The organism is Serratia ureilytica (assembly GCF_013375155.1).
Lineage (GTDB): Bacteria > Pseudomonadota > Gammaproteobacteria > Enterobacterales > Enterobacteriaceae > Serratia > Serratia ureilytica.
Genome location: NZ_JABXOF010000001.1, coordinates 83,164 through 95,081 on the forward strand (window position 1 = coordinate 83,164; position 11,918 = coordinate 95,081).

Here is an 11,918-nt window from a genome sequence, read left to right on the forward strand (position 1 = left end):
CCCGCCTGGCGGTCCGCCCGTTTGCGGCGGGCCGCTATCGGCCCTCGGGCCGTCTGATGACAAATCCCCGCTCGCGATCGCCGTCGAAGCCCGCTTTCAGGTAGAGCTGGTGCGCGCCGGTGCGTTGCTGCCCCGACAACAGCATCACCTTGTAACAGCCTTTGCGCCAGGCCAGCTGCAGCGCGTATTCGATCATGGCGAGCGCTACGCCGTGGCCGCGGTAGGGCTCCGCCGTCACCACGTGTTCGATGACGCCGAACGGCTGCGCCTGATGCGCCAGCCCTGGGATCAGCGCCAGCATGCAGGTGGCGATCGGGTGTTCTTCTTTCGCCGCCACCACCAGACGGATCGCCGGATCGTCCAACAGGCGTTGCAGGGTACGGCGCGCATCGTCGGCGCGCAGCGGCGCGTCCTGCGGGCGCAGCTCGCGATACAAGGCTAACAGGCCGTTGAGATCGTCCGGCTGCGCCAGGCGATGAATGATGCTCATGGTTGCTCCTTTCCGCCGCTTCAACGGTAATCCGCTATCCTCCATTAATACCACAACGTTTGCCGGAGGGGATGTTATGAGTCAGGTTTCGACCTTTGTCATGTTCCAGGGAGAGGCGCAGCGGGCGATCGATCTCTACAGCCAGGTGTTCGAGCGTTTTCGGCTCATGCAGGTGCAGCATTACGATCCGACGCCGGACGGCCGGCGGTTGATCAAGCATGCGTCCATCGATTTTGATCGGCAGAACCTGGTGTTTACCGATAGCCCGATCAGCCATGACTTCAGCTTTACCCCGGCGGTGTCGCTGTTCATCAACCTGCCTAACGAAGAAGCGTTGGAGCGGGCGTTCCACCGGCTGGCGGAGGGCGGCAAGGTGCTGATGCCGCTTGATGACTATGGCTTCAGCGCCCGTTTCGGCTGGCTCAACGATCGTTTCGGCCTTTCCTGGCAGCTCAATGTGCCGGCGGGCGATCTGCCCTGAGCTCAGCGCGCGGCGTGCAAAAGGGATGGTAGCGCCTACTGTTGTTTCATATGCTTATCGGCATGGCGGCAGGGCTCTCTGCCGTGGGCAATACCGATAACATCATGGAAAGGTGCGCTTTGATTGATTTTGACCGCTATGTTGAGCAAGCGAAGTCTTACGGCGAGTGGCCGGGCGGGCATGTGGACATGTCGTCCGGTTGCGTCGAGGGGTTGAGCTATCGCCTGTATCGGCACACTGCCGAGAGTGAAGACGCGATCGTGATTTATCACGGCGGCGGGGTGAACAGCGCCGCCGGGTATGACGTTCTTGCGCGCCAGCTGGCCGCCGAGCCGACGCTCGCGGTGTGTCTGGTGGATATCCGCGGACATGGCGATTCCACGGGAGAGCGGGGGACGGTTGAGCGGCCTGAGCGTATTTGGCGCGATGTCGATGTCATCCTGGCGGAAATGCGCCGCCGGTTTCCGTTGGCGCGCAGGCACCTGCTGGGCCATTCGAGCGGCGCCGGCATGTTGCTCAACTACCTGACCCGTTACCCTGGCGAACAGCAGGCGGACAGTCTGATCATGCTGGCGCCCGAGCTGGGGCCATTTTCCGGGATGGCCCGCGATCTGGCGGCGACGGCCCGTTTTGCGCAGGTGCGACAATGGCCGTTTGTCGCCAATGCGCTCAGCGGCGGGCGCTGGTTTGGGCACGTTCGGGCGGTCAGCCTGAATTTTCCCCCGGCTGTGCTGGCCGCCGCCCCCGATTTTGTCTGCCAATACAGCGTCAATATGGCTAACGCGTTGACGCCTCGCGCCCCGGCCAGGCAACTGGCGGCGCTGCGATTACCGACCTTGCTGCTGGCGGCAGCGCAGGATGAGTTGTTCAATGCGCAAGCGATGCAGCGCTTCGTCGAACAGCATGGCAACGCCCAAACCGCCTTTGGTTTGCTTGAAGGCAGCACGCATTTATCGTGCGTATTTGATGCCCATCGCCTTGTCCTTCAACATATCTCGCGTGCGGCCGCTACCGGATCCGATGAGGGGCCGGCGGGGGAGGGGGCTTAACGTCGGCGCGGGGCGGCCATTGCTGGCCTGGCGTTTTCCTCTCTCATCCTATATCCCTGCATGGCGCTTAACCGCTATGCTAAACAAATAATAAATGTGAATGTAAAAGGATGAATCATTTTGGCAGGAAGTAGCTTACTCACTCTCATCGACGACATCGCCTCATTGCTGGACGATGTCTCTTTAATGAGCAAGATGGCGGCGAAAAAAACCGCCGGGGTGCTGGGGGACGATCTGGCGCTCAACGCGCAGCAGGTCACCGGCGTTAAAGCCGACCGCGAGCTGCCGGTGGTGTGGAGCGTCGCCAAAGGCTCGCTGATCAACAAGGCGATCCTGGTGCCGTTGGCGCTGCTGATCAGCGCCTTCGCGCCCTGGGCGATTACGCCGCTGCTGATGGTGGGCGGCGCCTACCTGTGTTACGAAGGGTTCGAAAAGGTGTTCCACAGCCTGAGCCCCGGCAAGGCGGCGCAGGAGGAGGCATCGGACGGGCCCGGCGCCAATGAGGACGCCGCGGCCTATGAAAAACGCAAGGTGAAGGGGGCGATACGCACCGATTTTGTGCTGTCCGCCGAGATTATCGCCATCACCTTGGGCACGGTCGCCGGCGCCACCTTCAGCCAGCAGGTGATCGTCTTGTGCGGCATCGCCGTCGTGATGACGCTCGGTGTGTACGGCATTGTCGCCGGCATCGTCCGCCTGGACGATCTGGGGCTGTATCTGAGCCGCAAACGCAGCGCGGTGGCGCGCTCCCTCGGCGGCGGCATCGTGCGCGCCGCGCCTTATTTGATGAAAACGCTGTCGATCGTCGGCACTGTCGCCATGTTTATGGTCGGTGGCGGTATTCTGACCCACGGTTTGCCGCCGGTGCATCATCTGTTCGAAGACTGGGCCTCGTACACCACTGTGGTGCCGACGTTTGGCCATCTTTTGCAGGGGGTGATCCCGGCGCTGTTGAACGTGGCGTTCGGGCTGGTGGCCGGCGGTGTCGTGCTGGCGGTGGTGTCGGCGCTGGGCGCCGTGCGCGCGCGTTTCAAGGCTTGATGAAAAGTCTCGCCCCGGGAGGGGCGGGACGTATCAGACGAATTAAAAGATCAGTTTGAGAACGCCGGTAATCGTCAACAAACCCACGATGAAGATGATGGCGACAATCCACAGAATAATTTTCATTGGCTTCTTCCTTACCGGTTAAAGGTGGGGCGCGATTGGCGCTAACTTAATGAAATCATTCTTCACTATAGACGCTATCTCTCTATCGTGCGTCGTCATGCCTTCACGGGCGGCGCTTGTCGCCCGCGCCCAGCGCGCGCTGCATAATCTGCGTGTCGCGCCATTCCCCCAGCTTGAACCCCACCGCTTTTAACGTCCCTGCACTGGTGAAGCCGAGTGACTGATGCAAGGCCAATGAGCTGCGGTTGGCGGCGGAATCGCCGACGATCGCCAGCATCTGGCGCCAGGGGCCTTGTTCGCAGCGGACGATCAAGGCGCTCAGAAGCGCGCTGCCGATGCCTTTACCCTGTTGCCCTTCGGCGATGTACACCGAGTCTTCCACGGTAAAGCGGTAAGCCGGCCGGGGGCGATAAGGCGTGGCATAACAGTAACCCACAATGACGCCTGCGCTTTTCGCCACCAGCCAGGGCAGGCCGGCCTCCCGCACCTTGCTCAGGCGCAGCTGCATTTCCGCCAGCGTCGGCGGCTGCTCTTCAAATGAGGCCGCGCCGTACAGCACGTGCTGGGTGTAAATACGCAGCACGGCGGCCATATCGTCCGGTGTGGCGTCAAGAAGGCTGAGTGCGGGGGCGGAGAGCGTTGTCACGTGTCTGTTTACCTTGAAAATCAGCGGATAAACGCCATTATGCGCGCCGCTTGCCGCCGGGATAAATCGGGTTTTCTTATGGTGGGATAAGAAAAGGCGATGATGAGCGGGAAGGGGCTCTTTGGGGAGAGCCCCTGTGGCGCTGCGCCTGGTATTACCAGCCTTTCACCGCGCCGCCGTTGAAGATTTTCTCGGCGGCCTTGGCGACTTCGTCCGACTCATAGGCCTTGATGAAGTTCTGCACGTTCGGCGCGTCCTTGTTGTCTTCGCGCGTGACGATGATGTTGGTGTACGGCGAGTCTTTATCTTCGATGAAGATGCCGTCTTTGGTCGGCGACAGGCCGGTTTGGTTGATGTAGGTGGTGCTGATGACGGCGACGGTGACCTTCGGATCGTCCAGCACATGCGGCAACTGCGCGCCTTCCAGCTCCATGATCTGGTAATGATGCGGGTTGGCGCTGATGTCCAGCGCGGTAGGCAGCAATCCTTTGCCAGGCTTCAGGCTAATCAGCCCGGTTTTTTCCAGCAGCAGCAGGGCGCGTCCCAGGTTGGTCGGATCGAGCGGAATGGCGATCACCGCCCCGTCCGGCAACTCTTTCAGCGATTTTATCTTTTTGGAGTAGCCGGCCATCGGGAAGACGAAGGTATTGCCGACCGCCACCAGCTTATAGCCGTGATCTTTGTTTTGCTGTTCGAGGAACGGGCGGTGCTGGAACACATTGGCGTCCAGTTCGCCTTTGTCGGTGGCGTCGTTCGGCAGCAGCGAGCCGCTGAAACCGACCAGTTCGACGTCCAGCCCGTATTTCTCTTTCGCCACCTGCCTGGCGACTTCTGCCACGTCTTGTTCCGCGCCGTTGATGACGCCGACTTTGATATGGTTTTGGTCGGTTTTTTGATCGCAGCCCTGAAGCGCCAAGACGGCGGCGAAGGCCGCCGCCAGAGGGGTGATACGCCAGCGTAAGGTCATCGAACTCTCCCTGAAAAGAACAATAAAATCAGTTGGTTTTTGTTCTTACAGCTAAGCCTGAACCGCCGATGAAGTCAAACGCTCGTTCAGCATAAACGGCTATAGCTTATAGCCGTTATGCGATGGGGGATTATCGGCTGAGCGAACGCAGCACCACGATGCCCGGCGTGGCCATCACATAATCCATAAAGGGTGAATCGACGACCTGCATGTTGGCCTTGCGCGATGAGGCGTTGCGCAGCACCGGGCCGTTGTCGGTCATGACGAAGATGCCGGTATGGGTCACGTCCAGCCCGGCGAGGTTGGTGTAAATGCCGATGTAGTCGCCGGTGCGCAGCTGAGCCAGCACCTTGTCGTCGACGCGGTCGCTGGGAATGTAGGTCACGCTGCGCTGCACGACGGGCAAGCCGGGCAGGTAGCTGCCGCCGTCGGCTTTCTGATTGAGGTTTTTCACGAGGCTGACGGCGTGCGGGCTGAGCTGGGCGGTGATGTCTTCGGCCACTTTTTTCGGCCGCTGCGCCCAGTCGGTGAAGAAGTGTTTGCGCTGCGGGAAGGCGATTTTGCCGTCGACATAGCGGATGTCCACCAGGCGCTGAACGAACTCGGCTTCGCTGCGGGCGGTGCTGAGCGCTTCGACATAATCGATGTAGGTGAAGCAATCCAGCCCGCGGAAGTCGATCACCAACTGCTCGGGCGTGCTCTGCGAACCGATCAGGCGGTTGGCGAGATAGGGCGTGCCGAGGAATTCACGCGAAATCAAATCGACGGTGCGGCCATGCGGCTGCGCGGCGGGCCAACCGGCGCGCAGTGCGAGGATCTCACGCAGCTTGCTGCGGGTGCTGTCATCCATCTGCGGTTGCAGGTTCGGCGGCGAAACGGCGGCGTCGGTCGGCGGCGTTGCGGGGGTGACGGCGGTGGGGCGATCGGCGCATCCGCTCATGGCGATAGCTAACATCAGTAAAACAGCCTTGTTCTTGTTCATACGGCCCTCCATGGGTGTCGCTGGTTTATCAGAGTAAGTGATAACAGTTCTCATCCGATGGTAGGGGTTAAAAAGTAAACATAACCTCAATGGCAATCGATAAATCAGTAACCGATTTCGCTATTGAACGGCAAATACCAGAACAGCGCGATTTCGTGATCGGCGATCTCCGGTTCGGCGCGGTACAGCAAGCGATCGATGCCGCCGAGGATAAACCCATAGTGCTGGTAGCAGCGGCAGGCCGCCAGGTTGTTGTTCTGCGTTTCGAGCATCATACCTGAGGTTTCCTGCTGCCGCGCCCACTGTTTGGCGCAGTCCAGCAGCGCCCCGGCGATGCCTTGGCGGCGCGCGTCAGCGCTGACGGCGATCTCGTCGATCAGGGTGTAGCCGTTCCAGTTTTTGCTCAGCGTGATGTGGCCAACGGCGTCGTTCTGGCGATAAGCCAGGAAGGTCACGCTGTCTTCGTTGGCGAACGGCGCCAGGGGATAGCGTTTGCGAAACGGCGCCACCGGGCGGGTTGGCCAGCTGTCCACCGGGCTGTCGAACTGCGGCAGGGCGTAACAGGCGATGGTGAAGCTGAAATCGCCGCGGGCCAGATAATCGTCGGGCAACGTCTCAATGGCCGCGATGCGGATGGCCGGGTTCATTACGGCAGCTCCCGCAGCAGACGCGCCGGGTTGCCGGCGTAGATCCCCTTGCGGGTGATGTCGCGGGTCACGACCGCCCCGGCGCCGATCACCGCGTCGCTACAGATCGTCACCGCCAGGATCGTGGCGCCGGAACCGATGGACACCCGATCGCCGATGCAGGTGCGCCCCCAGCTGGCCGGATCGGCGTTGGGCGCGCCGTCTTTGAACAGATCGTTGGCGAAGGTGACGCCGTGGCCGACAAAGCACGCTTCGCCGAGGGTAACGTATTCGCAGATAAAGCTGTGCGACTGAATTTTACTGCGCGCGCCGATGCTGACGTGGCGCTGGATCTCGACGAACGGGCCGACGAAGACATCGTCGCCGAGCCGGCAGCCGTAAAGATTGCAGGGTTCTACCACGGTGACATTGCGCCCGGCGTCGACGTCGACGATCCCCGCCTGGCGGGTGATGATAGCGGATGACATAACCTTCCTCACAGCCTGGGTTTAATGGGGGGAGTATAAGACAAAGCGCCGCGCCTTTCGCTTTCCGCACGTTTTTTCGCCAAAAGACTATAATTAGTACAGGGGAGAGAGCCCCGTGGCCGCAATCCTCGCACGGGTAGCTGTCCGTCAGAGGTGTGAAATTCGTTCGCCGATCGCGGCCTACGGCGAGATAGGAGGTGTCTCATGGTCAGTCATGTTTGGGGACTTCTGGCGCATCCCAGCGCCGAGTTCGAACAGATCAAAAGCGAGAATGAAAGCGTCTCGCACCTATACACCCATCACGTGTTGCTCTTGGCAGCAATCCCGGTGGTCTGCGCCTTTATCGGCACCACCCAGTTGGGCTGGCTCTCCGGCGAGGGACATGCCATCAGGCTCGACATGTTTACCGCGTTTTATACCGCCGTGGCGTTCTACCTGCTGATGCTGGCAGGCGTAGCGGCCATGGGGAAAGTCATTCACTGGATGGCGCGGCGTTATGAATCGCGCCCAAGCCTGCACCGCTGCATGGTGTTCGCCGGCTACGTGGCGACCCCGATGTTCCTCAGCGGGGTAGTGGCGCTTTATCCGGTCGTCTGGCTGTGTCTGTTTGTCGGCATTATCGGCCTGTGCTATTCGGGCTATCTGCTGAATCTGGGGATCCCGCACTTCCTGAATATCGACAGTAAGGAAGGGTTCATCTTCTCCAGCTCGACCTTCGCCATCGGCATTCTGTTGCTCGAGCTGCTGCTTGGGGTGACGGTGCTGCTGTGGGGGTACGGTTCCTGGTTGTTCTGAGTTAACGGTTGTTGTTATCGCCCCCGCGCCGGTGGAACGGCGCGGGGGCTTTTGTTTTTAGGCTATGCGCGGCGGAAAACCAGCATCACGCCGAGCACGATGCCCGCCATGCCCAGCAGGCTCAGCGCGGCCAGCGCGTGGCCGAGCAGCAGATAATCCAGCAGAGCGGTGACCGCCGGGATCAGGTAGAACAGGCTGGTCACCTGCACCAGGTTGCCGCGCTGGATCAGCCGATACAGCAAGAACGTCGCCAGCACCGAGATCACCACCGCCATCCACAGCAGCGGCAGCACGAACTCAGGCCGCCATTCGACCCGCAGCGGCTCAAACGGCAGCGCCAACGCACACATCAACAGCCCGACGGCATACTGCAGCGGCAACACCGCCAGCGGCGGCTGCGTCATGCCCTTTTGCAGCAGAGTGCCGGCGGTCATGCAGCCCAAGGCGATAAAGGCGAACAGCATGCCGCTCAGCGAGAAATGGGCCACCATCAGGCTTTGGTACACCACCAGCGTCAGCCCCGCCAACGCCAGCGCCAACCCGAGCGCGCGCAGCCCGGCGCAGCGCCGTTCGGTAATGAACTGGGTCAGGATCGGCTGTACGCCAAGCAGCGTGGCCAGCACGCCGGGGGTAATGCCCCGTTCGAGGGCCAGCAGATAGCAGATCTGATAGCTGCCGATCATCAGCACGCCGATCAACGCGACGCGCCGACGGGTGCCGGCGGCGGGCAGGCACTGGCGCTGCCACAGGCCGATGGCCAACAGCACCGCCAGCGCGATGGCGCAGCGGAAGAACAGAAAAGCGAAGGCGGAGGCGTGCTCCAACCCCCAACGGGAGAAGATCGCGCCGCTGCTCCAAAGCAGGACGAACAGCGTAGCCAGGCCGGCATTGGCCCAGAGAGAAGGTAATCGCATATCAATTTCACCTGTCGTGAAAATTACAGGCTCCGGCGCGCGCGGCGGTCTACGCCTGAACGCAATAAATCAACATAAGCCGGAGGTAAAAGTCGGTGTGGCTTAGCGCACGACCACAAGGCGTGGCGGGTAAGCGGCAACCGCGGAAACGACAGAGAAAACGGCGGGTGGAGCGGAGGAAGCACACAGCAAAACGACGGCCGGAACGGTCGCGTTTGTCGGATCTGTGCTGTGCGCCAGGTAGGTCATGTGAGTTCCTGAAAACCGTGAATGAAACCAATCGCTTCAAACATAGCCAAGTTCAGCGGGGCGCGCAACCGAAAATCACAGAGGCTTAAACGATAATGAAAATCATTATCATTAAATTGAAGGTGTGCTATGTTGCTGCAAAAACGCAGTTTTAACGCCAGCGCGAGGCGCAAGGGGGTAGGCTCCCCGCCGCCGTTTCCCGTCATGCGTGCGGCGAGAGACTTTACGATTCGTTTTTGCAGAGGGCGCGCATTCGTGATAAAAATATTGATATGTTATAATATAACAATTAACGCATGATGAATTCAGCTCACGACATCCTCCATGTTGATGGGGTTAGCCTGACCGGCCACGGCGGGGCCTCGATACTCTACAACATCCATTTCACGCTGCGCGCCGGTGAGAAGCTGGCGGTGATCGGCCCTAACGGCAGCGGCAAATCCAGCCTGTTGCGCACGCTGATCGGCGAAACGCGGCCGGACAGCGGCGAGATTTACTGGCGAGGGCGCGCTTTGTCCGGCTTGTCGGCGGCGGAACGCGCCAGAAGCATCGCCTTTCTGGCGCAAAACGATCTGCCGGATTTGCGGCTGTCGCTGGAGGACTATGTGGCGTTAGGGCGTTTGCCGCATGGCGAACGGCCCGCGGCGGGAAAACGCATCGTTGACGAGATCATCGGGGAAACCGGCCTGGCGCCGCTCAGGCACCATCCGTTGGGGCGGCTCTCGGGCGGCCAGCGTCAGCGCGCTGCGTTGGCCCGGGCGTTGGCGCAGACTCCCGACCTGTTGTTGTTGGATGAGCCGACCAATCACCTCGATCCTCCCGGGCGTTCGGCGCTGCTGTCGTTAGTAAAACATAAAGCCATCGCCGTGATTGCGGTGCTGCATGACCTGCCCGTGGCGGAGGCGTTCGCCGATCGGATCCTGGTGCTCAACGAAAGCCGCCAGGTGGCCTGCGGCTCGCCCGCGGCGGTGTTGCAAACCTCGGTAATTCTGCCGGTGTTCGGCATGCACAGTTTCAGCGTGGCGCATCCCGTCAGCGGGAAAACGCTGCGTATTTTTGAAGTTCCCCATTGCGCTTGATAAACCAGAGAGAAACATGAACATACGCGTATTCCCCTTGCTCCTGCTGTTGGCCGGCGGAGCGGCAGCGGCTGAAAAATTTCCCGTCACCGTAGAAAGCTGCGGGAAGCCGATCACCTTCAATCAGGCGCCGCAGCGCGCCGTCATCAACGACATCAATATGGCCGAGATGGCCTTTGCGCTTCATCTGCAGGATCGGATCGTCGGGCTGACCGGCATCACCGGCTGGTACAAATTGACGCCTGATTTCAAGGCGGCGATGGGCGCCATTCCCGAACTGGCGCCGAAGTATCCCGCTCTGGAAACGTTGCTGGCGGCGCAGCCGGACTTTTTCTTCGCCGGCTGGAATTACGGCATGAAGATCGGCGGCGACGTCACGCCGGAGACGCTCGCGCCGTTCGGCATCAAAACGCTGGTGCTGAGCGAGAGCTGCGTACAGGCCGGCGGTCGGCCGCAGAAGGCCGATATGAACCTGCTGTATGACGATGAGCTGAAGCTCGGCAAGATTTTCGGCAAGCAGCGAGAGGCCGCCGAGCTGGTTGAGGGCTGGCGCCGCCGGTTAGCCGCGCTGCCCGCCAGACCGGCGGGGCAGGCGCCGCTCAAGGTGTTCGTGTATGACTCGGGAGAAGAGAAGCCTTTTACCAGCGGTAAATACGCCATGCCGACGGCGATTGTCGAAGCGGCGGGCGGCCGCAACGTGATGGACGGTTTGGCGGCGAGCTGGACGACGGCATCTTGGGAGGCGGTGGCGGCGGCGGAACCCGACTTCATCATTCTGCTGGATTATCAGACCGGGTCAGGCGCCGAGGCGCTGCGGCGTTTCCTCGAGTCTCATCCGTTGATGAAGTTGACGCCTGCGGTACGGCACCATCGTTATCTGAAACTGCAGTATGCGGAGCTGACGCCGGGGCCAGCCAACATCGGCGCGGTGGAAAAGCTGGCGCGGGCGCTGTACGCGCCGGAGGCTGAATGAACTCGCCGACACGGCGGTTTATGCTGCTCGCGCCGCTGGCGCTGTTGACGTTGTGCGGATTAATGGTCTGGAGCCTGCAATTGGGCAGCGTCGCGCTGTCATGGCGGCAGGCGTTGGCGGCGTTAGGGATAGATTCGGCGCCGCTTTCCGGCATGCTGGACACTATCGTCGTGCAACTGCGCGTGCCTCGGGCCTTGTTGGCGGCGTTGACCGGCGCCGGGCTGGCGATGACCGGCGCGCTGCTGCAGACCACCACCCGCAATGAGCTGGCCGATCCTTTTTTGTTTGGGCTCTCCTCCGGCGCCGCCGCCGGCGCGGTGCTGGTCATCACGCGATTCGGCGATGCGCTGGGCGCGCTGACGTTGCCGCTGTCCGCTTTCGTCGGCGGCATTCTGTCCGCGTTGGCGGTGATGATCCTGTTTCGCGTCAGCCGGGTCAGGCGCGCCGAGCAGCTTATCGTCTGCGGCCTGGCGGTCTCATTTTTGTTCAGCGCGCTCACCAGCTATCTGGTTTTTTCCGGCGATCAGCGGGCGGCCGGTTCAGTGTTGTTCTGGTCGCTGGGCGGCTTGGGGTTGGCGCGTTGGGATAATTTGTTCATTCCGCTGGTGAGTTTCGCGCTGCTGGCCGGGTTTACGGCGCTGCGTTGGCGGGCGCTGGACGCGCTGCTGGCGGGTGAGCAAACCGCCCATTCGATGGGAGTCAACGTGGCGCGCCTGCGCACCGAGACCTTTTTGTGCTGCGCATTGTCTACAGCGTTTCTCGTTTCGCTGACGGGCGTGATCGGTTTTGTCGGGCTGATGGTGCCTTATCTGGCCCGGCGCCTGGTAGGTGTGCGCCACCGCTTGTCCGTGCCGATGTGCGGCCTGCTGGGGGCGATGCTGCTGACCGGCGGCGACATGCTCAGCCGCAGCCTGATCCCCAATCAGGAGCTGCCCATCGGCATCATTACGGCGGGGCTGGGGGGCGCGTTCATCGTCTCCTTGCTGCTGCGCGCGGAGCGGTGAACGCCGCC

The 11,918-nt window shown here is 61.4% G+C and carries 15 protein-coding genes; 7 read left to right on the forward strand and 8 right to left on the reverse strand.

What is annotated here, in order from left to right; all coding sequences use genetic code 11:
- Nucleotides 1-34: 34 nt before the first annotated feature.
- Nucleotides 35-490, reverse strand: coding sequence for a GNAT family N-acetyltransferase (locus tag HWW83_RS00430; protein ID WP_046686614.1), 456 nt, complete (start codon nt 488-490; stop codon nt 35-37).
- A 76-nt stretch (nt 491-566) separates the two neighbouring features.
- On the opposite strand from HWW83_RS00430, the gene HWW83_RS00435 reads away from it, so the two are divergent.
- The 3 genes from HWW83_RS00435 to HWW83_RS00445 all read left to right on the forward strand — a co-directional run bounded on the left by HWW83_RS00435 (nt 567) and on the right by HWW83_RS00445 (nt 3,061).
- Nucleotides 567-971, forward strand: coding sequence for a VOC family protein (locus HWW83_RS00435; RefSeq protein ID WP_033652382.1), 405 nt, complete (start codon nt 567-569; stop codon nt 969-971).
- A 119-nt stretch (nt 972-1,090) separates the two neighbouring features.
- Entirely contained in the window at nt 1,091-2,020 is a 930-nt protein-coding gene (locus HWW83_RS00440) for an alpha/beta fold hydrolase (RefSeq protein WP_230358652.1), read from the forward strand.
- A gap of 120 nt (nt 2,021-2,140) precedes the next feature.
- The gene (locus HWW83_RS00445) at nt 2,141-3,061 is read left to right on the forward strand and encodes a DUF808 domain-containing protein (RefSeq protein ID WP_046686615.1); all 921 of its coding nucleotides are present in this window, start codon (nt 2,141-2,143) and stop codon (nt 3,059-3,061) included.
- 42 nt (nt 3,062-3,103) lie between these two features.
- On the opposite strand, the gene HWW83_RS25890 is transcribed toward HWW83_RS00445, so the two are convergent.
- The 6 genes from HWW83_RS25890 to HWW83_RS00470 form a co-directional block, all read right to left on the reverse strand.
- The gene (locus tag HWW83_RS25890) at nt 3,104-3,187 is read right to left on the reverse strand and encodes a small membrane protein YohP (RefSeq protein WP_016928643.1); all 84 of its coding nucleotides are present in this window, start codon (nt 3,185-3,187) and stop codon (nt 3,104-3,106) included.
- 103 nt (nt 3,188-3,290) lie between these two features.
- On the reverse strand, nt 3,291-3,833 hold the full coding sequence (locus HWW83_RS00450) for a GNAT family N-acetyltransferase (RefSeq protein WP_089196746.1): 543 nt from the start codon (nt 3,831-3,833) through the stop codon (nt 3,291-3,293).
- A 154-nt stretch (nt 3,834-3,987) separates the two neighbouring features.
- Nucleotides 3,988-4,800, reverse strand: a complete 813-nt coding sequence (locus HWW83_RS00455; RefSeq protein ID WP_033642272.1) for a MetQ/NlpA family lipoprotein — start codon at nt 4,798-4,800, stop codon at nt 3,988-3,990.
- A 130-nt stretch (nt 4,801-4,930) separates the two neighbouring features.
- Nucleotides 4,931-5,782 carry a DUF1460 domain-containing protein gene (locus HWW83_RS00460; protein ID WP_033642273.1) on the reverse strand — a complete coding sequence of 284 codons (852 nt, stop codon included), beginning with the start codon at nt 5,780-5,782 and terminating at the stop codon, nt 4,931-4,933.
- Nucleotides 5,783-5,886: 104 nt separating this feature from the next.
- Nucleotides 5,887-6,429 (reverse strand): GNAT family N-acetyltransferase, encoded by a 543-nt coding sequence (locus tag HWW83_RS00465; protein WP_033652386.1) that lies wholly within the window; start codon nt 6,427-6,429, stop codon nt 5,887-5,889.
- Nucleotides 6,429-6,896: an acyltransferase gene (locus HWW83_RS00470; RefSeq protein ID WP_033642275.1), complete on the reverse strand. Its 468-nt coding sequence runs from the start codon at nt 6,894-6,896 to the stop codon at nt 6,429-6,431. Before HWW83_RS00470 ends, HWW83_RS00465 begins: the two co-directional genes overlap by 1 nt.
- A gap of 204 nt (nt 6,897-7,100) precedes the next feature.
- On the opposite strand from HWW83_RS00470, the gene HWW83_RS00475 reads away from it, so the two are divergent.
- Complete coding sequence (locus tag HWW83_RS00475; protein WP_019453944.1) at nt 7,101-7,691, forward strand: Yip1 family protein; 591 nt, start codon at nt 7,101-7,103, stop codon at nt 7,689-7,691.
- A gap of 62 nt (nt 7,692-7,753) precedes the next feature.
- On the opposite strand, the gene HWW83_RS00480 is transcribed toward HWW83_RS00475, so the two are convergent.
- Nucleotides 7,754-8,605 carry a DMT family transporter gene (locus HWW83_RS00480; RefSeq protein WP_033642276.1) on the reverse strand — a complete coding sequence of 284 codons (852 nt, stop codon included), beginning with the start codon at nt 8,603-8,605 and terminating at the stop codon, nt 7,754-7,756.
- A 545-nt stretch (nt 8,606-9,150) separates the two neighbouring features.
- Between HWW83_RS00480 and HWW83_RS00485 the strand changes: the two genes are divergently transcribed.
- Genes HWW83_RS00485 through HWW83_RS00495 form a run of 3 tightly spaced genes read left to right on the forward strand, consistent with a single transcriptional unit; the run spans nt 9,151 to nt 11,910 of the window.
- Entirely contained in the window at nt 9,151-9,933 is a 783-nt protein-coding gene (locus HWW83_RS00485) for an ABC transporter ATP-binding protein (protein ID WP_218035796.1), read from the forward strand.
- Nucleotides 9,934-9,949: 16 nt separating this feature from the next.
- Nucleotides 9,950-10,906 carry an ABC transporter substrate-binding protein gene (locus HWW83_RS00490; RefSeq protein WP_047572261.1) on the forward strand — a complete coding sequence of 319 codons (957 nt, stop codon included), beginning with the start codon at nt 9,950-9,952 and terminating at the stop codon, nt 10,904-10,906.
- Nucleotides 10,903-11,910: a FecCD family ABC transporter permease gene (locus HWW83_RS00495; RefSeq protein ID WP_047572259.1), complete on the forward strand. Its 1,008-nt coding sequence runs from the start codon at nt 10,903-10,905 to the stop codon at nt 11,908-11,910. Before HWW83_RS00490 ends, HWW83_RS00495 begins: the two co-directional genes overlap by 4 nt.
- The last annotated feature ends 8 nt before the right edge of the window (nt 11,911-11,918 follow it).

Bases quoted from the DNA above. Each gene is read 5' to 3' on its own strand.
- HWW83_RS00465 (WP_033652386.1), bottom strand. From the start codon at position 6,429: ATGAACCCGGCCATCCGCATCGCGGCCATTGAGACGTTGCCCGACGAT.
- HWW83_RS00480 (WP_033642276.1), bottom strand. From the start codon at position 8,605: ATGCGATTACCTTCTCTCTGGGCCAATGCCGGCCTGGCTACGCTGTTC.
- HWW83_RS25890 (WP_016928643.1), bottom strand. From the start codon at position 3,187: ATGAAAATTATTCTGTGGATTGTCGCCATCATCTTCATCGTGGGTTTG.
- HWW83_RS00475 (WP_019453944.1), top strand. From the start codon at position 7,101: ATGGTCAGTCATGTTTGGGGACTTCTGGCGCATCCCAGCGCCGAGTTC.
- HWW83_RS00435 (WP_033652382.1), top strand. From the start codon at position 567: ATGAGTCAGGTTTCGACCTTTGTCATGTTCCAGGGAGAGGCGCAGCGG.
- HWW83_RS00495 (WP_047572259.1), top strand. From the start codon at position 10,903: ATGAACTCGCCGACACGGCGGTTTATGCTGCTCGCGCCGCTGGCGCTG.
- HWW83_RS00430 (WP_046686614.1), bottom strand. From the start codon at position 490: ATGAGCATCATTCATCGCCTGGCGCAGCCGGACGATCTCAACGGCCTG.
- HWW83_RS00460 (WP_033642273.1), bottom strand. From the start codon at position 5,782: ATGAACAAGAACAAGGCTGTTTTACTGATGTTAGCTATCGCCATGAGC.
- HWW83_RS00455 (WP_033642272.1), bottom strand. From the start codon at position 4,800: ATGACCTTACGCTGGCGTATCACCCCTCTGGCGGCGGCCTTCGCCGCC.
- HWW83_RS00485 (WP_218035796.1), top strand. From the start codon at position 9,151: ATGATGAATTCAGCTCACGACATCCTCCATGTTGATGGGGTTAGCCTG.
- HWW83_RS00490 (WP_047572261.1), top strand. From the start codon at position 9,950: ATGAACATACGCGTATTCCCCTTGCTCCTGCTGTTGGCCGGCGGAGCG.
- HWW83_RS00470 (WP_033642275.1), bottom strand. From the start codon at position 6,896: ATGTCATCCGCTATCATCACCCGCCAGGCGGGGATCGTCGACGTCGAC.